The 24,084-nt window shown below is 70.0% G+C and carries 21 protein-coding genes and 2 pseudogenes; 9 read left to right on the top strand and 14 right to left on the bottom strand.

Going from position 1 to position 24,084, the window contains the following annotated elements; genetic code table 11:
• Positions 1–28 precede the first annotated feature (28 nt).
• Positions 29–1,252, bottom strand: a complete 1,224-nt coding sequence (locus NI25_RS12210; RefSeq protein WP_061442480.1) for an acetate kinase — start codon at positions 1,250–1,252, stop codon at positions 29–31.
• Positions 1,249–3,342: a phosphate acetyltransferase gene (gene pta / locus NI25_RS12205; RefSeq protein WP_061442479.1), complete on the bottom strand. Its 2,094-nt coding sequence runs from the start codon at positions 3,340–3,342 to the stop codon at positions 1,249–1,251. Before pta ends, NI25_RS12210 begins: the two co-directional genes overlap by 4 nt.
• 257 nt (positions 3,343–3,599) lie before the next feature.
• On the opposite strand from pta, the gene NI25_RS12200 reads away from it, so the two are divergent.
• Positions 3,600–4,625: an ATP-dependent 6-phosphofructokinase gene (locus tag NI25_RS12200; RefSeq protein ID WP_030402682.1), complete on the top strand. Its 1,026-nt coding sequence runs from the start codon at positions 3,600–3,602 to the stop codon at positions 4,623–4,625.
• Between the two features lie 14 nt (positions 4,626–4,639).
• Here the strand turns inward: NI25_RS12200 and NI25_RS12195 are convergent, their stop codons facing one another.
• From NI25_RS12195 to NI25_RS12170, 6 genes are all read right to left on the bottom strand, one after another.
• Entirely contained in the window at positions 4,640–5,353 is a 714-nt protein-coding gene (locus NI25_RS12195; protein WP_061442478.1) for a helix-turn-helix domain-containing protein, read from the bottom strand.
• 139 nt (positions 5,354–5,492) lie between these two features.
• Positions 5,493–6,359: a carbohydrate ABC transporter permease gene (locus NI25_RS12190; RefSeq protein ID WP_061442477.1), complete on the bottom strand. Its 867-nt coding sequence runs from the start codon at positions 6,357–6,359 to the stop codon at positions 5,493–5,495.
• A gap of 1 nt (position 6,360) precedes the next feature.
• The gene (locus NI25_RS12185) at positions 6,361–7,308 is read right to left on the bottom strand and encodes a carbohydrate ABC transporter permease (RefSeq protein ID WP_061442476.1); all 948 of its coding nucleotides are present in this window, start codon (positions 7,306–7,308) and stop codon (positions 6,361–6,363) included.
• The gene (locus tag NI25_RS12180) at positions 7,305–8,681 is read right to left on the bottom strand and encodes an extracellular solute-binding protein (RefSeq protein ID WP_199560888.1); all 1,377 of its coding nucleotides are present in this window, start codon (positions 8,679–8,681) and stop codon (positions 7,305–7,307) included. The genes NI25_RS12185 and NI25_RS12180 overlap by 4 nt, the downstream gene beginning before the upstream one ends.
• 92 nt (positions 8,682–8,773) lie before the next feature.
• Positions 8,774–8,971, bottom strand: coding sequence for a hypothetical protein (locus NI25_RS12175; RefSeq protein ID WP_061442475.1), 198 nt, complete (start codon positions 8,969–8,971; stop codon positions 8,774–8,776).
• Positions 8,972–8,987: 16 nt separating this feature from the next.
• Positions 8,988–9,839, bottom strand: coding sequence for a helix-turn-helix domain-containing protein (locus tag NI25_RS12170; protein WP_061442474.1), 852 nt, complete (start codon positions 9,837–9,839; stop codon positions 8,988–8,990).
• Positions 9,840–10,121: 282 nt separating this feature from the next.
• Here NI25_RS12170 and NI25_RS12165 point away from each other — a divergent pair, with 282 nt between their 5' ends.
• From NI25_RS12165 to NI25_RS12155, 3 genes and pseudogenes are all read left to right on the top strand, one after another.
• Positions 10,122–10,625 (top strand): sensor histidine kinase, encoded by a 504-nt coding sequence (locus NI25_RS12165; protein WP_061442473.1) that lies wholly within the window; start codon positions 10,122–10,124, stop codon positions 10,623–10,625.
• Positions 10,626–10,887: 262 nt separating this feature from the next.
• Positions 10,888–12,438 (top strand): annotated as a pseudogene (locus NI25_RS12160) (polymorphic toxin-type HINT domain-containing protein); the annotation flags it as partial.
• A gap of 113 nt (positions 12,439–12,551) precedes the next feature.
• Positions 12,552–12,944, top strand: coding sequence for a hypothetical protein (locus NI25_RS12155; protein WP_061442471.1), 393 nt, complete (start codon positions 12,552–12,554; stop codon positions 12,942–12,944).
• An 89-nt stretch (positions 12,945–13,033) separates the two neighbouring features.
• Here the strand turns inward: NI25_RS12155 and NI25_RS37550 are convergent.
• From NI25_RS37550 to NI25_RS12140, 3 genes and pseudogenes are all read right to left on the bottom strand, one after another.
• Positions 13,034–13,327, bottom strand: a pseudogene (locus NI25_RS37550) (tyrosine-type recombinase/integrase); the annotation flags it as partial.
• 89 nt (positions 13,328–13,416) lie between these two features.
• Complete coding sequence (locus NI25_RS12145; RefSeq protein ID WP_199560886.1) at positions 13,417–13,641, bottom strand: helix-turn-helix domain-containing protein; 225 nt, start codon at positions 13,639–13,641, stop codon at positions 13,417–13,419.
• Positions 13,638–13,916, bottom strand: coding sequence for a hypothetical protein (locus tag NI25_RS12140; RefSeq protein ID WP_078884599.1), 279 nt, complete (start codon positions 13,914–13,916; stop codon positions 13,638–13,640). Before NI25_RS12140 ends, NI25_RS12145 begins: the two co-directional genes overlap by 4 nt.
• A gap of 34 nt (positions 13,917–13,950) precedes the next feature.
• Here NI25_RS12140 and NI25_RS12135 point away from each other — a divergent pair, with 34 nt between their 5' ends.
• Complete coding sequence (locus tag NI25_RS12135) at positions 13,951–14,490, top strand: hypothetical protein (RefSeq protein ID WP_061442470.1); 540 nt, start codon at positions 13,951–13,953, stop codon at positions 14,488–14,490.
• An 18-nt stretch (positions 14,491–14,508) separates the two neighbouring features.
• On the opposite strand, the gene NI25_RS12130 is transcribed toward NI25_RS12135, so the two are convergent.
• Positions 14,509–15,201 (bottom strand): response regulator, encoded by a 693-nt coding sequence (locus tag NI25_RS12130; protein ID WP_061442469.1) that lies wholly within the window; start codon positions 15,199–15,201, stop codon positions 14,509–14,511.
• Positions 15,198–16,862 (bottom strand): sensor histidine kinase, encoded by a 1,665-nt coding sequence (locus NI25_RS12125; protein ID WP_061442468.1) that lies wholly within the window; start codon positions 16,860–16,862, stop codon positions 15,198–15,200. The genes NI25_RS12130 and NI25_RS12125 overlap by 4 nt, the downstream gene beginning before the upstream one ends.
• Positions 16,863–17,016: 154 nt before the next feature.
• On the opposite strand from NI25_RS12125, the gene NI25_RS12120 reads away from it, so the two are divergent.
• The 4 genes from NI25_RS12120 to NI25_RS12105 all read left to right on the top strand — a co-directional run bounded on the left by NI25_RS12120 (position 17,017) and on the right by NI25_RS12105 (position 21,718).
• Positions 17,017–18,417 carry a cation:dicarboxylate symporter family transporter gene (locus tag NI25_RS12120; protein WP_061442467.1) on the top strand — a complete coding sequence of 467 codons (1,401 nt, stop codon included), beginning with the start codon at positions 17,017–17,019 and terminating at the stop codon, positions 18,415–18,417.
• Positions 18,418–18,577: 160 nt separating this feature from the next.
• Positions 18,578–18,976, top strand: coding sequence for a MerR family transcriptional regulator (locus tag NI25_RS12115; protein WP_061442466.1), 399 nt, complete (start codon positions 18,578–18,580; stop codon positions 18,974–18,976).
• Between the two features lie 11 nt (positions 18,977–18,987).
• Positions 18,988–19,302 carry a thioredoxin family protein gene (locus tag NI25_RS12110; RefSeq protein WP_061442465.1) on the top strand — a complete coding sequence of 105 codons (315 nt, stop codon included), beginning with the start codon at positions 18,988–18,990 and terminating at the stop codon, positions 19,300–19,302.
• A gap of 148 nt (positions 19,303–19,450) precedes the next feature.
• A complete protein-coding gene (locus tag NI25_RS12105; RefSeq protein ID WP_061442464.1) occupies positions 19,451–21,718 on the top strand; it encodes a HelD family protein in 2,268 nt (755 codons plus the stop codon).
• 3 nt (positions 21,719–21,721) lie between these two features.
• Here the strand turns inward: NI25_RS12105 and glgB are convergent, their stop codons facing one another.
• A complete protein-coding gene (glgB, locus tag NI25_RS12100) occupies positions 21,722–24,079 on the bottom strand; it encodes a 1,4-alpha-glucan branching enzyme (protein ID WP_078884598.1) in 2,358 nt (785 codons plus the stop codon).
• Positions 24,080–24,084: the final 5 nt, after the last annotated feature.

Raw genomic sequence — 24,084 nt, 5'->3', positions numbered from 1 at the left:
CGGAAAATACAAAAGGGCGGGATGCCGCTCAGGTGAGATTCTGATTCCCCGGCTCATTCACCAGTGCGTAGCTCTGCGTCGCGATCTCCATTTCCTCGTCCGTCGGCACCACCGCCACCGCCACCCGCGCGTCAGCGGGCGAGATCAGGCGCGCCTCGTCGCCGCGTACGGCGTTCAGTTCGCCGTCCACCGCGAGGCCCAGTCCTTCCAGGCCCGCCACGGCAGCCTCCCGCACCGGCGCCGCGTTCTCACCGACCCCGGCCGTGAACGCCACCGCGTCCACCCGTCCGAGAACGGCGTAATAGGCGCCGATGTACTTCTTCAGCCGGTGAATGTAGATGTCGAAGGCCAGCCCCGCCTGCTCGTCGCCCTCGTCCACCCGGCGGCGGATCTCCCGCATGTCGTTGTCTCCGCACAGACCGAACAGGCCGCTCCTCTTGTTGAGAAGAGTGTCGATCTCGTCGGCGGACATTCCCCCAACGCGCATCAAATGGAAGATGACGGCCGGGTCCATGTCTCCCGAGCGCGTACCCATCACGAGCCCTTCCAAAGGCGTGAGCCCCATGGAGGTGTCCACGCACCGCCCGCCCCGGACGGCCGAGGCGGACGCCCCGTTGCCCAGGTGCAGCACGATCACGTTCACGTCCTCGGGCGCCCGGCCCAGGAGCCGCGCCGTCTCGCGCGAGACGTACGCGTGCGAGGTGCCGTGGAAGCCGTAGCGGCGGATGCGATACCGGTCGGCGATCTTCGGGTCGATCGCGTAGCGCGCCGCGGACTCGGGCATCGTCGTGTGGAACGCGGTGTCGAAGACCGCCACCTGGGGCAGGTCGGGACGGAGCGCCTGCGCCGTGCGGATGCCGGTGAGGTTGGCCGGGTTGTGCAGCGGCGCGACCGGGATCAGCCGCTCGATCTCCGTGAGCACGGTCTGGTCGATGAGGGTGGGCTCGCTGAAGAACTCGCCGCCGTGCACCACCCGGTGCCCGATCGCGGCCAGCTCCGGGGAGTCCAGGCCCAGACCGTCCCGGCCCAGCTCCGCGGCGACCGCCTTCAGGGCGGCCTCGTGGTCGGCGATCGGGCCGTTCTGCTCCCGGGTGTCGCCGGCGGCCACGTGGGTGTGGATCAGCCGCGACGTCCGCTCGCCGATGCGTTCGACCAGCCCGACCGCCAGCCGTTCACCCCCGCGCATGTCGATCAGCTGGTACTTCACCGACGAGGAGCCGGAGTTGAGGACGAGGACACGCGTGGAGCTCACTGGGCGGACGCCTTCTCGGTCGGGGACTGCTGGGCCTGGATCGCCGTGATGGCGACGGTGTTGACGATGTCCTGCACGAGCGCACCCCGCGACAGGTCGTTGACCGGCTTGCGCAGGCCCTGGAGCACCGGGCCCACCGCGATGGCGCCGGCCGAGCGCTGCACCGCCTTGTAGGTGTTGTTGCCGGTGTTCAGGTCGGGGAAGATCAGCACGCTGGCCTGCCCGGCGACCGCCGAGCCCGGGAGCTTGGTCGCGGCCACCGACGGCTCGACCGCCGCGTCGTACTGGATCGGCCCCTCGATGCTGAGGTCCGGGCGGCGCGAGCGGACCAGCTCGGTGGCCTCGCGCACCTTGTCGACGTCCGCGCCGGAACCGGACGTGCCCGTCGAGTACGACAGCATCGCGATCCGCGGCTCCACCCCGAACTGCGCGGCGGTGGAGGCGGACTGCGTCGCGATGTCGGCGAGCTGCTCCGCGTCCGGGTCCGGGTTGACCGCGCAGTCGCCGTAGACCAGCACCTTGTCGGCCAGGCACATGAAGAAGACGGAGGAGACGATCGCCGCGTCCGGCTTGGTCTTGATGATCTCGAAGGCCGGGCGGATGGTCGCCGCCGTCGAGTGCACCGACCCCGACACCATGCCGTCGGCGAACCCTTCCTGCACCATCAGCGTGCCGAAGTAGTTCACGTCCGAGACCACGTCGTACGCCAGCTCCACGGTCACGCCCTTGTGGGCGCGCAGGGCGGCGTACTTCTCGGCGAAGGAGTCGCGCAGCTCGCTGGCGGCCGGGTCGATCAGCTCGGCACCGGCCAGGTCGATGCCGAGGTCGGCGGCCTTCTTGCGGATCTGCTCGACCGGGCCGAGCAGCGTCAGCTCGCACACGCCCCGGCGCAGCAGCACCTCCGCCGCGTGCAGCACCCGCTCCTCGGTGCCCTCGGGCAGGACGACCCGGCGCAGGTCGGAGCGGGCCTGTTCGAGCAGCTTGTGCTCGAACATCATCGGCGTGACGCGGTCGCTGCTGGGCGCGGAGACCCGCTTGTTCAGCTCGGCGGTGTCGATGTACCGCTCGAAGACGCCGAGGGCGGTCTCCGCCTTGCGCGGGGTGGCGGCGTTGAGCTTGCCCTCCAGGGAGAAGAGCTGCTCGGCGGTGGGGAAGCTGGTGCCGGTCACCGACAGCACCGGCGTGCCCGGGGCCAGCCGGTCGGCGAGGGTGAGGATGCCCTCGCCGGGCACCTCGTCCAGGGTCAGCAGCACGCCGGCTATCGGCGGGGTGCCGGCGCTGTGCGCGGCCAGTGTGCCGATCACCAGGTCGGCACGGTCGCCCGGCGTGATCACCAGGCAGCCCGGGGTCAGCGCGGTCAGCAGGTTGGGCAGCATGGCCCCGCCGAAGACGAAGTCCAGCGCGTCGCGGGCGAGCCCGGAGTCGTCCCCGAGCACCACCCGGGCGCCCAGCGTGTGTGCGATCTGCGAGACCGTCGGCGCGGACAGGGCCGGCTCGTCCGGCACCACCCAGCACGGCACCGGCAGCCGGTGCGCGAGCCGCTCGGCGATCTCGTCCCGGTCCTCGCGCGCGACCCGGTTGGTCACCATGGCCAGCACGTCGCAGCCCAGGCCGTCGTAGGCGCGGAACGCGTTGTGGGTCTCGGCCAGCACCGACTCGGCGGTCTGCCTGCGGCCGCCGACGACGGGAAGCACCGAGGCGCCGAACTCGTTCGCCAGCCGCGCGTTCAGCGACAGCTCGTCCGGGAACTGCGTGTCGGCGTAGTCGGTGCCCAGGACGAGGACGACGTCGTAGTCCCGCGCCACCAGGTGGAACCGGTCGACCAGTGCGGACACCAGCTCGTCCACGCCCTGCTCGGCCTGGAGGAGGGAGGCCTCCTGGTAGTCCATGCCGTAGACCGTCGCCGGGTCCTGCGAGAGCCGGTAGCGGGCGCGCAGCAGCTCGAAGAGCCGGTCGGGCCCGTCGTGCACCAGGGGACGGAACACGCCGACCCGGTCGACCTGCCGGGTGAGCAGCTCCATCACCCCCAGCTCGACGACCTGGCGGCCGTCGCCGCGGTCGATACCGGTCACGTACACGCTGCGCGTCACGCGGGCTCTCCGTTTCCTCGGGGTGAGCGTTGCCTCGGGCTGTTCCGCCGGGCTGCTTCGGCCGGCTGTTCCGCCGGGCTGAGCGGGTGGCCGGAACCCTCTTGACAGTACCTCCGGCGACGGTTAGGGCGCCCGTCAAAGTCCACCGCCGTCCGCCGGTCGCGAGTCGGTCGTCCGCCGGTCGTCCGTCGCCGCCCGGGCCGTGAAAGAATTGGATCGGCTCACCGGTGTCAACAGCGAGCAGGAGACACAGCACGATGCGTATCGGCGTACTCACCGCAGGCGGCGACTGCCCCGGCCTGAACGCAGTGATCCGGTCGGTCGTGCACCGAGCGGTCGACAACTACGGCGACGAGGTCATCGGCTTCGAGGACGGCTACGCGGGCCTGCTGGACGGCCGGTACCGCACCCTCGACCTCAACGCCGTCAGCGGCATCCTCGCCCGCGGCGGCACCATCCTCGGCTCCTCCCGCCTGGAGCGCGACCGGCTCCGCGAGGCCTGCGAGAACGCCGGCGACATGATCCAGAACTTCGGCATCGACGCCCTGATCCCGATCGGCGGCGAGGGCACCCTCACCGCCGCCCGGATGCTGTCGGACGCCGGCCTCCCCGTCGTCGGCGTACCGAAGACCATCGACAACGACATCTCCTCCACCGACCGCACCTTCGGCTTCGACACCGCCGTCGGTGTCGCGACCGAGGCGATGGACCGTCTCAAGACCACCGCAGAGTCCCACCAGCGCGTGATGGTCGTCGAGGTCATGGGCCGGCACGCCGGCTGGATCGCCCTGGAGTCCGGCATGGCCGCCGGCGCCCACGGCATCTGCCTGCCCGAGCGCCCCTTCGACCCCGCCGACCTGGTCAAGATGGTCGAGGAGCGCTTCTCCCGCGGCAAGAAGTTCGCCGTCGTCTGCGTCGCCGAGGGCGCCCACCCCGCCGAGGGCACCATGGACTACGGCAAGGGTGCCATCGACAAGTTCGGCCACGAGCGCTTCCAGGGCATCGGCACCGCGCTCGCGTTCGAGTTGGAGCGCCGCCTCGGCAAGGAGGCCAAGCCGGTCATCCTCGGCCACGTCCAGCGCGGCGGCACCCCGACCGCGTACGACCGCGTCCTCGCCACCCGCTTCGGCTGGCACGCGGTGGAGGCCGCGCACCGGGGCGACTTCGGCCGGATGACGGCGCTGCGCGGCACGGACGTCGTGATGGTGCCGCTGGCGGAGGCCGTCACCGAGCTGAAGACGGTCCCGAAGGACCGCATGGACGAGGCGGAGTCCGTCTTCTAAGCACCGAAGCACCTCTACGGGTGCTTCTCCACCGCCGACCAGAAGTGGTCCACGATCCGGTCGAGGAAGTCCCGGCCCCCGGCGCTGGAGTCGGGGGCGCCGCCGCCCCAGCTCAGGGTGGCGGCCATCCGACCCTGGTAGTCCTGGTGCAGCACCTGGAGGACGTTCTCCAGCACCCGCCGGTCCAGCGGCGCCAGCTTGGCGATCGGGCGCACACACCCCTGCCAGCGGGTGGTCACCGCGCTCGTCAGCAGCTCGGCCAGCTTCTCCTCGCGCCCGGTGACCGTCACGAAGTCGGGCAGCGTGAGGCCGAGCACGTCGGCGAGCTGGGCCGACTGCCGGTCGGTGCCGCGCCAGTCGTCCGCCTCCTCCATCCGCTGGTAGGCGGAGAGCCCGAGCCCGACCGCCCGGGCCACGTCCTCCGGCGCCAGCCCGCGGGCGACGCGGTGCTCGCGCAGCGACTGCGGCCGTCCGATCAGCTCGCCCGGCGAGCACCACAGCACCCCCGCGAGCGCGGTCAGCTCCGGGCCCTCGGGGGAGGCCGTCCCCCGTTCCCAGGCGATGACGAGGTCGGGGGTGACGTACGGCAGGCCGTACGAGACCCGTATGCCGTGGGCGACGTGCTCGGGCCCCATGCTGAGGGCGGCACGCAGCCGGCGGGCGGCGAGGGCGTTGAACGGAGGGCCCGAATGGCTCGGGTGAGGTGAGGGTCGGCGCACGCGCCACACCGTAGGGGTCCGGGGCGATGCTGACTACGGGCTGTTCGGCCAGCGATACGTATTGTAGGAACGTACGGGGGGGGACCCACGAGGAATATACGGGCGCAAGCGGACTCGCGCGCGCCCCCTCCTCGGTGATCCCCGCGCCCTACCCCTTCACCGCCCCGCCCAGTGCGAACCCGCCGCCCAGCCGCCGGGAGATCAGGACGTACAGCAGCACGACCGGCGTGGAGTAGACGATCGAGAACGCCGCCAGTTGCCCGTACGCCACCATGCCCCGGTTGCCGAAGAAGTCGTTGATGCTGACCGAGGCGGGCATCTGGTCCGGGGAGAGCAGCAGCATGAAGGGGACGAAGAAGTTCCCCCACATCATCACGAACGAGAAGACGGTCACCACCGCCACACCCGGCCCCATCAGCGGCAGCACGATCCGCAGCAGCGACTGGAACGACGACGCCCCGTCCGTCCACGCCGCCTCCTCCAGCTCCTTCGGCACCCCGTCCATGAAGTTCTTCATCAGCCAGATCGCGAAGGGCAGTTGCGAGGCGGCGAAGAAGAAGATCGTCCCCTGCATGGTGTCGATCATGTTCACGCGGACGAACAACGCGTAGACGGGCACCATGATCGCCGTGATGGGGAGGCTGGTCGCGAACAGGATCGTGAGCAGGAACGGCCGGTTCAGCCGCGACCGGAAGCGGGAGAGCGGATACGCCGCGAGCGCCGCGCACACCACCGTCAGCAGCGTCGCCCCGCCGCACAGGACCAGGCTGTTGAGCAGCGGGGTGAAGGTGATCTCCGGGGTGAGGATCGCGTCGAAGTTCTCCAGCGTGACCCCGTCGGGGACCTTGACCCGCAGGCTCGCGTGCGGGTCGAGGGCGGACAGCACCACCCAGGCCAACGGCAGCACGAAGGCCGCGGCGGCCACCAGGAGCCCGGCGTCGGCGGCCGCACGGCGCCGGTTGCGCCGGGAGGCGGGGGTGCGACGGGCCGTACGGGACGTGACCGTGGATGCCATCTCAGACCTCCGTCCGCAGCAGACGCAGGTACACGACCGAGAACAGCGAGCCGATCAGCAACAGCAGCAGCGCCACCGCCGTGCCGTACCCGATCAGACTGTTCTGGAAGGCCTGCTCGTACATGAGCAGCGGCAGCGTCTGGCTCTTGCCGCTCGGCCCGCCCCGCGTCATCACCCAGATCAACCCGAAGACCGACAGGGTCTGCAGGGTGTTGAGCATGAGGTTGGTGCCGATGGAGCGCCGGATCATCGGCAGCGTGATGTGCCACATCCGGCGCCAGCCGCTCGCGCCGTCCACCTCGGCGGCCTCGGTGATCTCCTTCGGGATCTCGTTCAGCGCGGCCGAGTACACCAGCATCGAGAACGCCGTGCCCCGCCACACGTTGGCGAAGGACACCGCCAGGATCGGCAGCGTGAACAGCCAGTTCTGGGAGGGGAGATGGAGCCAGTCCAGGATGGCGTTCAGGGTGCCCTCGCGCCGGAAGAAGGCGTAGAGCAGGAAGCCCGCCACCACCTCCGGCAGCACCCAGGCCGTGACAACGATGCCACCGGTGAGCGTACGGACCGGCTTCGACGCCCGCTGCATCAGCGAGGCCAGCGCCAGCCCCAGGGTGTTCTGCCCGATCAGCGAGGACAGCACGGTGAACACCAGGGTCAGCCACACGGCGTTGAGGAAGGCCTCGTCCCGGAAGGCGCGGGTGAAGTTGTCGAAGCCGACGAAGGACTCCTGGGCCTGCCCGGTGAGCTGGAGGTCCGTGAAGGCGATGACGACGCAGTAGACGATCGGACCGGCGAGGAAGAGCAGCAGCAGGACGAGGGCGGGGGAGACGGGCAGGGCCCGGAAGAGGGACCGGCGGACGGTACCGGACCGCCCGCCGGAACCGGCGGCCGGGGGCGCCGGCGTTTTCCGCACCCCCCGCCCCGCGTGCTGCGGCGCGGTCGCCGTCACTTGCTCACCACCTGGTTGTCGGTGGCCTCCTTGAGCGCCTCGTCGTAGTCGCGCGCCGCCTCCGCGACCGACTTGTCACCGGTCGTGACGCCCTCCATCGCCTCCTGGATGGCGACGGACACCTTCGGGTACGCCGGGTAGGCGGGCCGGTAGTGGGTGTCGGCGACGAGGTCGGTGAAGAACTTGATGCCGGGCTGGGCCGCGACGTAGGCGGGGTCGTCGGCGACGTCCTTGCGGACCGCGATGCCGGAGTTGGCGATGTACCACTTCTGGGCGTTGGCCTTGGTCTGCATCGTCTTGACGAACTCGAAGGCGAGGTCGGGGTTGCCCGCCTTGGCCGGAATCGCCCAGGTCCACCCGCCGGACATGCTCACGCGTCCCGGTGCCTGGCCGTTCTGCGTCGGCATGGCCGCGAGCCCCAGCTCCTTCGACCACTCGGGCCACTCGTGCCCGCTGCCCTCCAGCCAGTCCTGCGGCAGCCAGGAGCCGTCGAGCGCGATCCCGAGCTTGCCCTGCGGCAGCAGCTCACCGCGCACCTTCGTGCCGAAGTTGGGGTCGAGCGCGTCGGAGACCTCCGGGCCGAGCTTCTCCTTGTACACGGTCTCGACGAAGGCGAGGGAGTCCTTGAACCCCTGCCCCGCCGTGATCCACTTCTTGCTTCCCTTGTCGTACAGCGGATCGGCGCCGCCGTCCCCCGTCCCGTACAGCAGCATCTCGAAGCCCTGCATGGTGGCCGCCTCGCCGGCGGGCTTGCCGGTGTAGACGTTGATCGGGGTGACGCCGGGGACCTTCTCCTTGATCGTGCGGGCGGCGTCGAGGACCTCGTCCCAGGTCTTCGGCTGCCAGTCGGCGGGAAGCCCCGCCTTGGCGAACACGTCCTTGCTGAACCACAGCCCCCGCGTGTCCGTCCCGTCCGGCACGCCGTACGTCTTGCCGTCCTCGCCCTTCGCGGCCGCCTTCGCCGTGTCGATGAACTGGTCCCAGTCCTTCCAGTCGGCCAGGTAGTCGTCGAGCGGCTTCAGATACCCGCTGGTGATGTCGGAGTTGATGAGGAACGTGTCCTCGTAGACCAGGTCGGGTGCGGTCTTGGGGGAGCGGAGCATCTGCTGGAGCTTGGTGTAGTACTCCGAGTCCGGCGCCTTGATCGGCACCAGCTCGACCTTCTTGCCGGGGTTGGCCTTCTCGAACTGCTTCTTGATGTCGCCGAGGTAGGTGTCCATCACCTTGATGGAGTTGTCCGTCGACTGCTTGAAGGAGACCTTCACCGTGTCCGGATCACTGCCGGAGCCGCTCCCGCAGGCGGCGAGCGAGGTGGAGGCGAGCGCGGTGAGGGCGAACAGGACGGTGAACCGGACGGTGGGGCGCACGGGCATGACCTCCTACGGGCGCACGACACTGTGGCCTGGACGGCTGCTCGGCGAACGTAAGAGGAGTGGTCTAGTCAGGTCAATGCGTGTGCGCGGGATTACCCCTGGAGGAGGTGATCGGCCTTGCCGGCCTTGATGTCCCGGATGAGGGTCCGGAGCGCTTCGCGGGTGTCGGTGAGGTAACGGTCCTCCTGCCCGGCGACGGCGATGTAGGCGTTGCCTTCGGGGTCGGTGCCTATGCGGAAGCAGTTGTTGCCCTCGGCACAGAAGGGGTCTTCCCAGGTGATGTCGGGCATGGTGGCCTCTCGGTGGTCAGAGTTGTCGGGCGATGGAATGGATGAGGTCGCGTGAGTCCTCGGGAGCGAGTGTGTGGCTTTGCCACCAGTCCATGTGCGTCCGGTACTTGGCGAGCTGGGCCTCGGAGTGGGTGAACTCGCCGCCGTGGGCGGAATCGAGCTGGACTGTGTCGAGCCGGGAGACCGGGCCGTCCGCGTAGAGCACGGCGTGCCCGGCGCCGGGGAAGGCGCCGGCCTCGACGGGGAGCACGCGCAATTCGACGTTGTCGCGCTCGGAGACCCGGCAGAGATGGTGCAACTGCTCGCGCATGACGCGACGCCCGCCGAACTGCATCCGCAGGGCCCACTCGTGCACGTACGCCACGTACGCGACCGGACTGTCGCGGTCCAGAACCTGCTGACGCCGCAGGCGCTGCACGACGCGTAGCTCGACCTCCGAGTCGGGCAGGGGCGGAGGTGCTGCCGCGAAGACGGCGCGGGCGTACTCGCCGAGTTGCAGCAGCCCCGGTACGTGCACGGTCTGGTAGCTCCGCAGCCGGGTGGCGAACCACTCCAGCTCGGCAACGTCCAGCAGCCCCTGGGGGAGGCTCCCCCGGTACTGCTGCCACCAGCCCCGCTTGCCTACGTCGGCCATGGCGACCAGGGCTTCTACGTACTGCTCGTCCGCGCACTCGTAGTTGCTGGCGAGTATGCGTACGCGCTCCGGTGAGATGGACCGGACGCCCGACTCCATGTTGGACACCTTGGTGCGGTCCAGTCCCAGCAGCCCGGCGGCGTACTCCGTCGTCCGCCCGGCGGCGAGGCGCATAGCGCGCAGCTCGGCACCGAGGCGCTTCTGACGTTCCGTCGGCGCGGGCCGTGTCGGCATCGATGCCCCTTCTTCGTGACTGACGGGGTCAGTCTGCACCGGGTGCGTCACACGAGTCCAACGTGAAGTGGGCAACGTGTGGGAGTAGGTGGCACATGTGCCACGTGGAGCCGTACAGTCAGTGATGCGCCGCTTACGGTCCGACGCCGTTGGAAGTGCATCGCGCGAGCCTGCCCGCGTCCTCCTTCCCTGGGAGGGGCGGACCCGCGCCAGGGAGACAGGCCACCACCGGTCGAGTGGCGGCGCGCTACCGAACACCCGCAGCCAACCTGGGAGTTGCCCATGCCCGCGCTCGCGCCCGGAGCCGTTTTCGCCTGCCCCGTATTCGCCGAGGAGCCGGACATCGCGCCGCCCTCGCCCGACACGCTCACGTACAGCTTCACGCTGCCCGCCGGTCCGACCAGCCCGCGGATCGCGCGGGTCGCCACCCGGGCCGTGCTGCACGGCCACGGGCTGGACGACATGACGGACGCCGTGGTCCAGGTGGTCGGGGAACTCGCCGCCTGTGCCTGCCGGTTCACGCCGAGGGACGAGGTGTACGTGTCACTGCGGTACCGCGAGGGTGCCCTGCGGGTGGTGTTCTACGACGGGCACCGACGTCACGAGCACCCCCGACTGCTCGCGGCCTGCGATGCGCGCAGGCGGGCGGCGTTGCGGGTGCTGGGGTGCGTGGTGCGGGCGTGCGAGGGGGAATGGGGGTTCGGTGAGGCGCGGGAGCCCGGGGGTGGGACGCGGATGTGGGCGGTGGTGCCTCGGGGTGGGGCTGGGCGGTACGTGGGTTGGTAGTGCTTAGGCGAGTTGTGGGCCAGCCACGTCTCAGACAGCTTGCTCGGCGCCGTCGTTCTGAGCGCAGGGCGCCCGAACCATCCCGCCAATCCAGGGAAGTGGTCCGGGCGCTCGGCGTCGACGGGTCATCCGATGGCGATGCGGTCCTTCCAGTAGGAGCGGGATGTGATGATCTCGGATCCTGCGCCAGGGAGTACGTCGGGTTTTCCAGCATAAATCCGGACCGAGCCGTCTGCGCGAACGGTCCAGACGTGTCGTCCGCACCTCGAACGGCACCAGCACTGGCCACACCCGCAACATCCAACTGGCCGACCACCTGGGTACCGCCAACACCACCATCCAGATGGCCGCCAACCAGCCGGTGACCAGGCGGTCCTTCAAACCCTTCGGAGAGGCACGCGGCCCCCAGCCCACCGCCTGGCCGGACAGGCGCAGCTACCTGGGCACCGGCATCGACGACACCGCCACCGGACTGACACACATCGGCGCACGTGAGTACGACCAGGCCAACGGTCGCTTCATCAGCGCGGATCCGCTCCTGGACATCACGGACCCGTTGCAGATGAACGGCTACTCCTACGCCAAGAACAGCCCCATCAGCACCAGCGATCCCGACGGCCTCAGACCGGTCACCGATTGCGAGAGGGGCTGCCAGGACGGCGACAGTACCTACCGGGACTGGATGCAATCGAACGGCGACGGAACTTGGACCTACCGTCACGAAACATCCGTTTACCTCTATGACGCGGAGGGTGACGTCCACAGCATCACCCGAAGTGGCAGTTTCCATCCGCCGATGGGTGCAACGGAAATCATCAAGCCGTACGACCTGTCGGTTCAGAATGCAGCCCTCAAGTTCATAGGGTCCATCGTCATTCCTGACGTGGAGTCATGGAAGAAGGGGCTTTCCGGAGAGGCCAACGGCTGGGACTACTTCGGCATCGTCTCGGACCTCCCGTTCGCGAAGGTAGCGAAACTGGTGCCTGATTCGGTTGTGAAAAAGGGCAAGGAGGCCGTCCAGAAGTGGCTCAATAAATACAGCTCCGGATGTAAGTGCTTCCTTGCCGGCACCGAAGTCCTCATGGCCGACGGCAAGACCAAGGAAATCGAGAAGATCGAGGTCGGCGACGAGGTCGTTGCCACAGACCCGGAGTCAGGGCAGACCCGCCTCCGCAAGGTCACCCGCCTGATCGTCACCGAGGACGACAAGCATTTCAACGAACTGACCATCGAAACACCCGACGGAGCAGGAAAACTCACCGCCACACACGAACACCCCTTCTGGGTCCCAGAGATCGGAGCCTGGGTCGAGGCCCGCAATCTTGCCGCCGGCATGACCCTCAGAACACCTGACGGCACCACCGTCCGAGTCATCAGCAACCGGGCGTACACCAAGCACGCTCGCACGTACAACCTCACGGTCGAAGACCTACACACGTACTATGTGCTGGCGGGCGAGACTCCGGTATTGGTGCACAATGCCGGAGGGGCATGTAAGGAAGTTGCCCTGGATAGCTTTGGCAGCTTCGAACAAGCCCGGAATAAGGCGCTCGACCTGCTGGGTGATATCGATCCGGCGACCCGGCAGCCGTACATTGGCCGCCTCGAATCTTCGCCGACGACCTACGGCAAGGTAGTGGGGTTCACCACTCGGGTGAACGGTGAATTCAAGAGGTTCAGGATGGACTATGACCCGGTGAAGGGTCCGCATATCAACGTGGAAGTCGGTAAAGGTGACTCTGCGCGTAAGTGGGCCGTGCCATGGAATGGCACAGAAGACGACTTCGCGAGAATGCTTGGCGGTAATTCGTGACGCTCGAAGGTGTATACGGAACCAGACCGGACCTTTTGCCTCGATCCATGGTCCGAGTGGTTCGTGCAGATAAGCAGGGTGATCGACGGCTGACTTGGGTTGGGCGACCAGGGGTGCAGTTGCTGAGCCTGGTCCAGCATCTCCAGTACGAGCGTGAAAGTCTTAGCCGTTACCCGCGCAAATCTGATGGTGGGATCGAATGGGGCGCGGTGGCTGATGATTTGGTGCTCTGCTCGATGGAGTCGGATCCCATCGAGCTGAGCACCGTAATTCAGCAGTTCGTCCCGAAAGCTGACAGCCTCATCTTCTTCTGGGAGAGCCTGGCAGTTCCGAGTGTGGAGATGGGGCTCGAATCCTCTATCTCTCACCTGCCAGAGATAACGGAATCTGTGCCGGAACTCTGGATCTATTCTCCCGGTGATCGGATTGTGGTGGAGGTTTCGTTTTCGGGCGTAGTGACTGTGGCGCGCGTGCCTGTGGACGCTGATGACCGGAGTTCTGCGTAACGTCGGTCGACGGCAACGCTGACGGCAACGCAGCCGGACGCCCGAGGCCCCACGAGAAACCTCGTGGGGCCGCGGGCGTCTTCGGCGTGTCACCGCGCAGTTGTGGTGGGAGGCGGGTTGTCAGGGTGGGTGTGCCCTCCCAGAGCGGCGTTGAGGGCGTCAATCGCCTGACGTTGGAGGCGGAGCCTTACGTGGGCGTAGACGTCGGCGGTGACGCCGATGTGGGAGTGTCCGAGGAGTTCCTTGATCACCACGAGGTCGATGCCTTGTTCCAGGAGCAGGGTGGCTGTCGAGTGCCGAAGGTCGTGGAATCGGACCCGCCGCAGACCGGCCCGGTCGAGGAAGCTGCGGGTGTTACCGGGGGCGAGGACGTATCCAGCGGCCTCCCAGCGGCTGTCCTTGCGCTGGTAAACGGTTCCGTCGCCGTTCGCACGGCTGCGGCGGGAGGCGGGGGTGTCGCGGGGCGTGGTCATCAGGCGGCTTCCTGGTCGAGGCGGGTGCGGATGAAGTCGGCCAGCGCGTGGGCGGGGATGCGGCGGGCGCGTCCGAGGGTGATCGAGGCGAGCTGGCGGGTGCGGAGCAGGTCGTAGACGGCGGAACGGCCGAGCTGGAGGCGTTCCATGACCTGGGGCACGGTCAGCAGTTCCTCCGACGCCCTCAGTCCCCGCCAGGTCGGGGCGGGTTCCTGCGCGTTCATCCGCAGCCTCCTTCGGCGATGAACCGGCGTTCCAGTTCCCCGCGGTGCCAGACGTGGGCGGCGAGGAGGGCAGCGTCGGGGCTGTAGCCCGAGCCCTGGTAGTCCCAGTGGCCGACGACGAGGGTGGTGTCCGGGTCGTGCTCGGGCAGGTCGGCGTGGGCGTGGGCCTGTTCGGTGCGCCAGGCGCGGCGGGCGGCGCGCGGATGTCCGTGGCGGCGAGCTTGCTGGGCCTTCCCTCGCTCAGGCCGGGGATGAGGCAGCCGGACATCCGGCATAGTCAGGAGCCACCGTCGGGAGAGAGGGGATCGCGTGCCGGAACAGGACGTCACCGTGGGCCAGTTGCTGCTCGCCGAGTACGAGAGTGTGAAGGGTGAGCAGCGGGCGAGGATCGGGTTCCGGGACAATCTCCTCTACGTGACGCTGGCCGTCGGGGCCGCCGTCATCGCCGCCGCGGCGCAGGCGAAGCAGCCCTCGATGCTGCTGGCATTGCCGCCGGTGTGCGTCGTGCTCGGGTGGACGTACCTCGTCAACGACGAGAAGATCTCGGCGATCGGACTCTACGTCCGGGACGATCTGGGGCCCCGGCTGGCCGAACTCGCCGCGCACGGGGGTCGTTTCGCGACCTTCGGGTGGGAGGCGTACCACCGGACCGACACCCGGCGCCGGTCCCGCAAGGTGATACAGACGGTGATCGACCTGACGGCGTTCTGCGCGGTGCCGCTCGCGGCGCTGGTCGTCTTCTGGTCGAACGGCGATGCCGGCGGGCTGCTCGTCGGGCTTTCGGCGCTGGAGGCGCTGGCCGTCGTGGGGCTCGCCTCGATGGTCGTGTGGTACACGCAGGGCGCGTGAGCGGCCAGCCGACGTGGCTCAACGGCCCCGCACCCACCGGTACACCAACTCCGGCCGTCCCACCTGCCCGTACTGCGGGCTGCGCCCCGCCCGGCCCGCGTCGACCAGGTGCTCCAGGTAACGCCGGGCCGTGATGCGGGAGATGCCCACCGCCTCCGCGACCCCGGCCGCCGTGAGGCCCTCCTCCGAGCCGCGCAGGGCGCCCGTGACCCGCTCCAGGGTCGGGCCGCTCAGGCCCTTGGGCAGGGCCGCCGGGCTCGGAGCGCGCAGGGTGGCGAGCGCGCGGTCCACCTCGTCCTGGCCGCTGGCCTCCCCGGCGGCGTTCCGGAACTCCGCGTAGCGCACCAGGCGGTCGCGGAGGGTGGCGAAGGTGAAGGGTTTCAGGACGTACTGGACGACGCCCAGGGAGACTCCCTCCCGTACGACCGTCAGGTCCCGTGCCGACGTCACCGCTATCACGTCGGTGTGGTGTCCCGCCGCCCGCAGCGAGCGGGCCAGCTGGAGTCCGTGCACGTCCGGCAGGTGCAGGTCGAGCAGGAGCAGGTCGACCGGCGTGCGGTCCAGCATGCGGCGGGCCTCCGCGCCCGTGTGGGCCTTGCCCACCGCCGTGAACCCCGGCACCCGGCCGACGTACATCACGTGCGCGTCGGCGGCGACCGGGTCGTCCTCGACGACCAGGACCCGGATGGGCTGGGTGTCGGCTGTGCTCACACCGCACCCCCGGCGCCCGGTCTGCCCGCCGGGGTGACGGGTGCCGCTGCGGCGCCCAGCGGCAGCCGGGCCTCGAAGCGGGCGCCGCCGCCCTCGGCCTCCGTCACGGTCAGGGTGCCGTCGTGCCGCCGTACTGCCTGCCGGACCAGGGCGAGGCCCAGTCCGCGCCCGCCCTCGCCGGCCGGCTTGGTCGAGAAACCCCGCTCGAAGACCAGGTCCGCGTGGGCGGGATCGACCCCGGCGCCGGTGTCCGACACCCGCAGCACCAGCTCCGACCCGTCGCGCCCGGCGTCCTCCGTGTACGCCGCCACCGTCACCCGCGACGGCACCGCGCCCTGCGCCGCGTCCACCGCGTTGTCCACCAGGTTGCCCAGGATCGTCACCAGGTCCCGGGCGGGCAGCGACGGCGGCAGCAGTCCGTCGTCCAGTCGGCTGTCCTGCGACACCACCAGCTCCACTCCCCGCTCGTTGGCCTGCGCCGTCTTGCCCAGCAGCAGCGCCGCGAGCACCGGCTCGCTCACCGCCGCCACCACCTGGTCGGTGAGGGCCTGCGCCAGCTCCAGCTCCGCCGTCGCGAACTCCACGGCCTCCTCCGCCCGCCCCAGCTCGATCAGCGAGACGACCGTGTGCAGCCGGTTCGCCGCCTCGTGCGCCTGCGAACGCAGGGCCTGCGTGAAACCGCGCTCCGAGTTCAGCTCGCCCGTCAGCGACTGCAGTTCGGTCACGTCCCGCAGGGTCACCACCGTGCCCCGGCGCTCACCGCCGGAGACCGGCGAGGTGTTCACCACCAGCACCCGGTCCGCCGCCAGGTGCACCTCGTCCACCCGTGGCTCCGACGCCAGCAGCGCCCCCGTCAGCTGCGACGGCAGCCCCAGGTCCGCCACCGAGGCCCCGATCACGTCACCGTGCACGCCGAGCAGCTCCCGTCCGCCGTCGTTGATGAGCGCGACGCGGTACTGCCCGTCCAGCATCAGCAGCCCCTCCCGCACCGCGTGCAGCGCGGCCTGATGGTAGTCGTGCATCCGGCTCAGCTGGTCCGCGTTCATGCCGTGCGTGTGCCGGCGCAGCCGCGCGTTGATCACGTACGTGCCGACCGCGCCGAGCAGCAGCGCCCCGGCCGCCACCCCCGACAGGGCCGTGAGCTGCTCCTGCGCCCGTTTGCTGATCTCCTCGACCTTGATCCCCGCACTGACCAGACCGACGATCCGGCCGTCGTCCACGATGGGTGTCACCGCCCGTACCGAGGGGCCGAGCGTGCCCGTGTAGGTCTCGGTGAAGGTCTGGCCCCGCTGCGCGCGCTCGATGTGGCCCTGGAAGCGGTGGCCGATTTGCTTCGGGTCGGGGTGGGTCCAGCGGATGCCCTGCGGATCCATGATCGTCACGAAGTCCACGTCCGTGTCCTCCATGACCCGCACCGCGTACGGCTGGAGGCGGGCCGTCGGGTCCGGGGTGCGGATCGCCTCCGCCACGGACGGCGAGTCGGCGATCGCCAGCGACACCGCCCTGGCCTGGCGCCCGGCGGCCTCCTCCGCCTGCCCCCGGTCGTTGAGGTAGGTGAACAGCGCGTACCCGACCACGACGACCGCTATCAGTACGGCCTGCATGGCGAAGAGCTGCCCGGCCAGAGAGCGCGGGCGGGGTCTCGGAACGCGGAGGTGCATGCCGCCAGTCTCCCTCTTGGCTGGATTGTGAACTAAATGAACGCAAGGGTGACCGCGCTCACATGCCGGGAGATAGTCACCGCATCCCCGATACACACCCCGGACGTGAGCCGCACGCCGGTGATTACCGACGACGTCGTCAAGGAGGGCAGCCGTGACCAGCAACGCCGCTACCGCACCGGCCGCACCCAAAGCCAAGCGGGACCGCACGCACTATCTCTACATCGCCGTGATCATCGCGGTCGCCCTCGGTATCGCCGTCGGTCTGATCGCCCCGGACTTCGCCACCGAGCTGAAGCCGCTCGGCACCGGCTTCGTGAACCTGATCAAGATGATGATCTCGCCGATCATCTTCTGCACGATCGTGCTGGGCATCGGTTCGGTGCGCAAGGCCGCCAAGGTCGGCGCGGTCGGCGGCATCGCCCTCGTCTACTTCTTCGTGATGTCCCTGGTGGCGCTCGCCATCGGTCTGATCGTCGGCAACATCCTGGACCCGGGCACGGGCCTCGCGGTCACCGACGCCGTCAAGGAGACCGGACAGGCGCAGGTCGACGCGGAGGCCAAGGGCACCGTCGACTTCCTGATCGGCATCATCCCGACGACGATCGTCTCGGCGTTCACCGCGGGCGAGGTGCTCCAGACCCTGCTCGTCGCCCTGCTCTGCGGCTTCGCCCTGCAGGCCATGGGCAACGCCGGCCAGCCCGTCCTGCGCGGCATCGAGCACATCCAGCGGCTGGTCTTCCGCGTCCTGGCGATGATCATGTGGGCGGCCCCGGTCGGCGCCTTCGGTGCCATCGCCGCCGTCACCGGCTCGGCCGGCGTCGACGCCCTCAAGAGCCTGGCCGTGCTGATGCTCGGCTTCTACGTGACCTGCGTCCTCTTCCTCTTCCTGGTCCTCGGCACGGTGCTGCGCCTGGTCTCCGGGATCAACGTCTTCTCGCTCTTCAAGTACCTGGGCCGCGAGTTCCTGCTGATCCTGTCCACCTCCTCCTCGGAGTCCGCGCTGCCGCGCCTCATCGCCAAGATGGAGCACCTGGGCGTCAGCAAGCCGGTGGTCGGCATCACCGTCCCGACCGGCTACTCGTTCAACCTCGACGGCACCATGATCTACATGACCATGGCCTCGCTGTTCATCTCCGACGCCATGGGTACGCCGATGTCGATCGGTGAGCAGATCCCGCTGCTGCTCTTCCTGCTGGTGGCCTCCAAGGGCGCCGCCGGTGTCTCCGGCGCCGGTCTCGCCACGCTGGCCGGCGGCCTCCAGTCGCACAAGCCCGCCCTGGTGGACGGCATCGGCCTGATCGTCGGCATCGACCGCTTCATGAGCGAGGCCCGCGCCCTGACCAACTTCGGCGGCAACGCGGTGGCCACCGTCCTGATCGGCACCTGGACCAAGGAGATCGACAAGGACCGGGTGAACGACGTCCTCGCCGGACGGATCCCGTTCGACGAGAAGACCCTCCTGGACGACGGGCACGGCGCCGGCGACGCCGACGGCGACGACACCCCGGACCTGCCCGAGCAGGGCGGCGAGAAGGAGCTGGCGCGGGCCTGACGGCCGTACGACGCCCGCACACGCCGGGCGGCTGAGGGCTCCCCCCGTTGCTCAGCCGCCCGGTCCCCCGAAGAAGCCCCGCGCCTCCCCCCGGCGCGGGGCTTCCGCCTTCGCGGGACTTCTTGCCTTGACGTCCGCGTCAAGGCTTACGTTCGTCCCCATGCGAATCGGCGAGCTGGCCGCACGGGCCGGGACCACCACGCGGACGCTGCGGTACTACGAATCGCGGGGCCTGCTGCCCGCGCGGCGGGGCGACAACGGCTACCGGACCTACGACGAGGAGGACCTGAAGCTGCTGCGGCAGATCAGGACCCTCCAGGACTTCGGGTTCGACCTGGAGGAGACACGCCCCTTCGTGGAGTGCCTGCGCGCCGGGCACCCCGAGGGCGACTCCTGCCCGGCGTCCCTGGTGGTCTACCGGCGCAAGCTGGCGGAGCTGGACACGCTGATCGAGCAGCTCACGTCGGTGCGTGCGCAGGTCGCCGCGCAGCTGACGCGGGCCGAGGCGGCGGTTCCGGGGGGTCCGGAACCCAAGTGCGAACTGGGAGGACACGGATGAGGAGCAACGGGGTGCCCGAGGTGACCGACGCGGATTTCGCGGCCGAGGTGATCGGGTCGGACCTGCCCGTGCTGGTCGAGTTCACCGCCGACTGGTGCCCGCCGTGCCGGCAGATGGCGCCGGTGCTCAGCGCACTCGCCGAGGAGGAGGGCGACCGGCTGCGGGTGGTGCAGCTGAACGTCGACCGGAACCCCGTGACCACGAACGCGTACAAGGTGCTGTCGATGCCGACGTTCCTGGTGTTCCGCGGAGGTGAGCCGGTGAAGTCGATGGTCGGCTCCCGGCCCAAGCGGCGGCTCCTGGAGGAGCTGTCCGAGGTCGTGTGAGACGTGGTCTGAGGCGCGGGCCGACCGGCCGGCCCGGCATACGAAAAAATCCCCTGAGCAATTGCGCTCGGGGGATTTCTCTGCGTATATTCGATGATTCGTGACTTCACATGAATGAGGTCGCGAAGAAGTTCAGTAGGGACAGTATATGCGGCCGGGAGTGGAATTGTCAAACACCGAATTTCCGGACGATGAATTGCGGCACGAGCAGGAATTCATCGACGGGCTGTACGCGCGCGTGGACGCGCTGCGCGGCGACGCCGAGGTCTCGGTGACCGAGGCGCTCGCGCAGGGCAACACCCCCCAGCAGGCCCGGCTGGAACGGGACATCCTGGTCGCGGAGCGCTCCGGGCTGCTCGCCGCGCTCAACGCGGTGGACGGCTCCCTGTGCTTCGGCCGGATCGACCTCACCTCCGGGGAGGGCCACCACATCGGCCGCATCGGCCTGCGCGCCGACGACGCCGAACGCACCCCCGTGCTCATCGACTGGCGGGCCGGTGTCGCCCGCCCCTTCTACCTGGCCACCGGCCACACCCCGATGGGACTGCGCCGCCGCCGGCACATCACCAGCGAGGGCCGCACGGTCACCGCGCTGCACGACGAGATCCTCGACCTCGGCGACGAGACCCGTACCGGCCACGAGGACCCCTCCGGCGACGCCGTGCTGCTCGCCGCGCTCAACTCCGCGCGCACCGGCCGCATGGGCGACATCGTGCAGACCATCCAGGCCGACCAGGACCGCATCATCCGCGCCCCGCACCGCGGGGTCCTCGTCGTCGAGGGCGGCCCCGGCACCGGCAAGACCGCCGTCGCCCTGCACCGCGCCGCCTACCTCCTCTACGAGCACCGCGAACTGCTCGCCAAGCGCGCCGTCCTCATCGTCGGCCCCAACCCGGCCTTCCTCGGCTACATCGGCGAGGTGCTGCCCTCGCTGGGCGAGACCGGCGTCCTCCTCTCCACCGTCGGCGAGCTGTTCCCCGGCGTGAAGGCCACGGCGACGGACACCCCGGAGGCGGCGGCCGTGAAGGGCCGGGCCGACATGGCCGACGTGCTCGCCGAGGTGGTCCGCGAGCGGCAGGCGCTGCCCGACCCGGTGATCGCGATCGAGCACGACCGCGAGATCCTCATGCTCGACGACGACCTGGTCAGGGTCGCCCGCGAGCGCACCCGCGCCGCGAAACTCCCGCACAACGCGGCGCGCGAGCACTTCGAGGGCCACATCCTCAACACCCTCACCGACATGGTCGCCGAACGCATCGGCACCGACCCCTACGACGGCACCAACCTCCTCGACCCCAGCGACATCACCCAGATCCGCGACGAACTCGCCGAGAACCCCGAGGTCTGGTCCGCCATCGACCGGCTCTGGCCCCGGCTCACCCCGCACCGCCTGGTCGCCGACTTCCTCGCCGCCCCCGAGGACTTCCTCCCCGCCGAGGACGCCGCCGCCGTCCGCCGCCCGGTCACCCGGCGCTGGACCGTCGCCGACGTGCCCCTGCTGGACGAGGCGGCCGAACTGCTCGGCGTGGACGACCGGGTGGCCCGCACCCGGGCCGAACGCGAGCGGGAGCAGCAGATCGCCTACGCCCAGGGCGTGCTCGACGTGTCGTACGCCTCCCGGACCTACGAGTTCGAGGACAAGGACGAGGAGGACGCCGAGGTCCTGTCGGCGCACGACATCATCGACGCCGAGCGGTTCGCCGAGCGCCAGGAGGAGGACGACCACCGCAGCGCCGCCGAACGCGCCGCGGCCGACCGCACCTGGGCGTTCGGGCACATCATCGTGGACGAGGCGCAGGAGTTGTCGCCGATGGCCTGGCGGCTGCTGATGCGCCGCTGCCCGACCCGCTCGATGACCCTGGTCGGCGACCCGGCGCAGACCGCCGAGGCGGCCGGCGTCGGCTCCTGGTCGAAGATCCTCGCCCCGTACGTCGAGGACCGCTGGGAGCACACCCGGCTCGGGGTCAACTACCGCACCCCCGCCGAGATCATGGACCTCGCGGCGGCCGTGGTCCGGGCCGAGGATCCGTCCTTCACCCCGCCGAGTTCGGTTCGGTCCACGGGCGTACGGCCCTGGATCCGCGCCACCGGCGACCTCCCGGCCGCCGTCGCCGAGGCCGCCCGCGAACTGACCCCCGAGGAGGGCCGCCTCGCGGTCATCGCCCCGCGCGAGCTGCACCGGGTGCTCGCGCCCCGGCTCGACGGCGTGACCGCGGGCGCCGAGCCGGACCTCACCCACCGGGTCGTCCTGCTCGACCCGCGCCAGTCCAAGGGCCTGGAGTTCGACTCCGTCCTGGTCGTCGAGCCCGGCCGCTACGGCACCAGCGACCTGTACGTCGCCCTCACCCGCGCCACCCAGCACCTCGGCGTCCTGCACAGCGAGCCGCTGCCGAAGGGGCTGGCCGACGCCGGGTGACGCTCAGGCCGGACGCAGCCACACCGTCGCCAGGGGCGGCAGGGTCAGCCGGATGCTCGCCGGCCGGCCGTGCCACCCCCGTGCCTCCGGCTTGACCGGGTGCGGGGTGACCACGTCGCCGCCGCCGTACCGGGCGGCGTCGGTGTTGAGCACCTCGTGCCAGGCCGGGACCTCGTCGGGGACGCCGAGGCGGTAGTCGGAGCGGACCACCGGGGCGAAGTTGGACACCGCGAGCAGCGGGGTGCCGTCGGCGTCGAGGCGCAGGAACGCCAGGACGTTGTCCTCGGCCGCGTCGCCGACCACCCACGCGAACCCGGAGGGGTGGGTGTCGCGCCGCCACAGCGCGGGCGTGGCCCGGTAGACGGTGTTCAGGTCCCGGACCAGGTCGCGCACGCCCCGGTGGTCCGCCGCCGCGCCGTACTCCGGGTCGAGCAGCCACCAGTCGGGGCCGTGCGCCTCCGACCACTCGGCGCCCTGGGCGAACTCCTGGCCCATGAACAGCAGTTGCTTGCCGGGGTGGGCCCACATCCAGCCCAGGTACGCCCGCTCGTTCGCCCGCTGCTGCCACCAGTCGCCGGGCATCTTCGAGACCAGCGACTTCTTGCCGTGCACCACCTCGTCGTGCGAAATCGGCAGCACGTAGTTCTCGCTGTAGGCGTACACCATGGAGAAGGTCAGCTCCCCGTGGTGGTACTTGCGGTGCACGGGATCGTGGCTCATGTACTCCAGCGAGTCGTGCATCCAGCCCATGTTCCACTTCAGCCCGAAGCCCAGCCCGCCGAAGCCGCTCGGGCCCTTGTGGTGAGTGGCCCGCGTGACCCCGTCCCAGGCCGTCGACTCCTCCGCGATCGTCACGACGCCGGGCACCCGCCGGTACAGGGTGGCGTTCATCTCCTGGAGGAAGGCCACCGCGTCCAGGTTCTCCCGGCCGCCGTGCTCGTTCGGCGTCCACTGGCCCGGCTCGCGCGAGTAGTCCAGGTAGAGCATCGAGGCGACCGCGTCCACCCGCAGCCCGTCGATGTGGAACTCCTCGCACCAGTACACGGCGTTGGCGACCAGGAAGTTGCGCACTTCCCGGCGGCCGAAGTCGAACTCCAGCGTCCCCCAGTCCGGATGCGCCGCCCGCAGCGGGTCGGAGTGCTCGTACAGCGGGCGCCCGTCGAACTCGGCGAGCGCCCAGTCGTCGCGCGGGAAGTGCGCCGGCACCCAGTCCATCAGCACGCCGATGCCGGCCCGGTGCAGCCGGTCCACCAGGTACTTGAAGTCGTCCGGGTCGCCGAGCCGGGCCGTGGGCGCGTAGAAACCGGTGACCTGGTACCCCCAGGAGCCGCCGAAGGGGTGTTCGGCGACCGGCATCAGCTCGACGTGGGTGAAGCCCAGGTCGGAGACGTAGGCCGGGAGCTGCTCCGCCAGCTCGCGGTAGGTCAGCCCGGGGCGCCAGGAGGGCAGGTGGACCTCGTACACCGACATCGGCGCCTCGTGCGCGGGCGCGTCCGCGCGGTGGGCCAGCCACTCCGCGTCGCCCCAGGTGTAGTCCGAGGCGTGCACGACGGAGGACGTGGCGGGCGGCACCTCCGTACGGCGGGCCAGCGGATCGGCGCGGAAGGTGCGCGAACCGTCGGGCCGGGTGATCTCGAACTTGTACAGCTCGCCCGCCCCGACACCGGGCAGGAACAGCTCCCACACCCCCGTCGAGCCGAGGGAGCGCATCGGGTGTCCGGTGCCGTCCCAGAAGTTGAAGCCGCCGGCCACCCGGACCCCGCGGGCGTTCGGCGCCCACACCGCGAACCGGGTGCCCGCCACCCCGTCGTGTGTCGTCGGGTGCGCGCCGAGCGCCCGCCACAGCTGCTCGTGCCGGCCCTCGCCGATCAGGTGCAGGTCCAGCTCGCCCAGGGTGGGCAGGAAGCGGTACGGGTCCTCGACCTCCTGCTCCGTCCCGTCGTACGCCACCAGGAGCCGGTGGGCCGGGACCTCCTCCAGCGGCACGAGGCCGGAGAAGAACCCGTCCCCGTCGTCGTGCAGCTCGACCCGCAGCTCCCCGGCGAGCACGGTCACCGCACGGGCGTACGGCCGCAGCGCCCGGAACGCGACCCCGCCGGGCACCCGGTGGGCGCCGAGCACCGCGTGCGGATCGTGGTGCGTGCCGGCGAGCAGCCGCTCCCGGTCGGCGGCGTCCAGGGCGGGGGAGCCGGCGACGGCCGTCCCGGGCGAACCGGCGGTCACCTTCCGGGGCGCCTTCTTCTTCGCGGCGGCCTTGGCGGGCCTCTTCCCGGAACCGGAACCAGAACCGGAACCGGCCGTCTTCTTCTTCCCGGTCGTCTTCTTCGGGTCGGGGCCGCTGGACGAGGGGCGGGGGGTCACGGGAG

Source organism: Streptomyces sp. CCM_MD2014 (genome assembly GCF_000772045.1).
Classification (GTDB): domain Bacteria; phylum Actinomycetota; class Actinomycetes; order Streptomycetales; family Streptomycetaceae; genus Streptomyces; species Streptomyces salinarius.
This window is presented reverse-complemented; position numbering and strand designations above follow the sequence as displayed.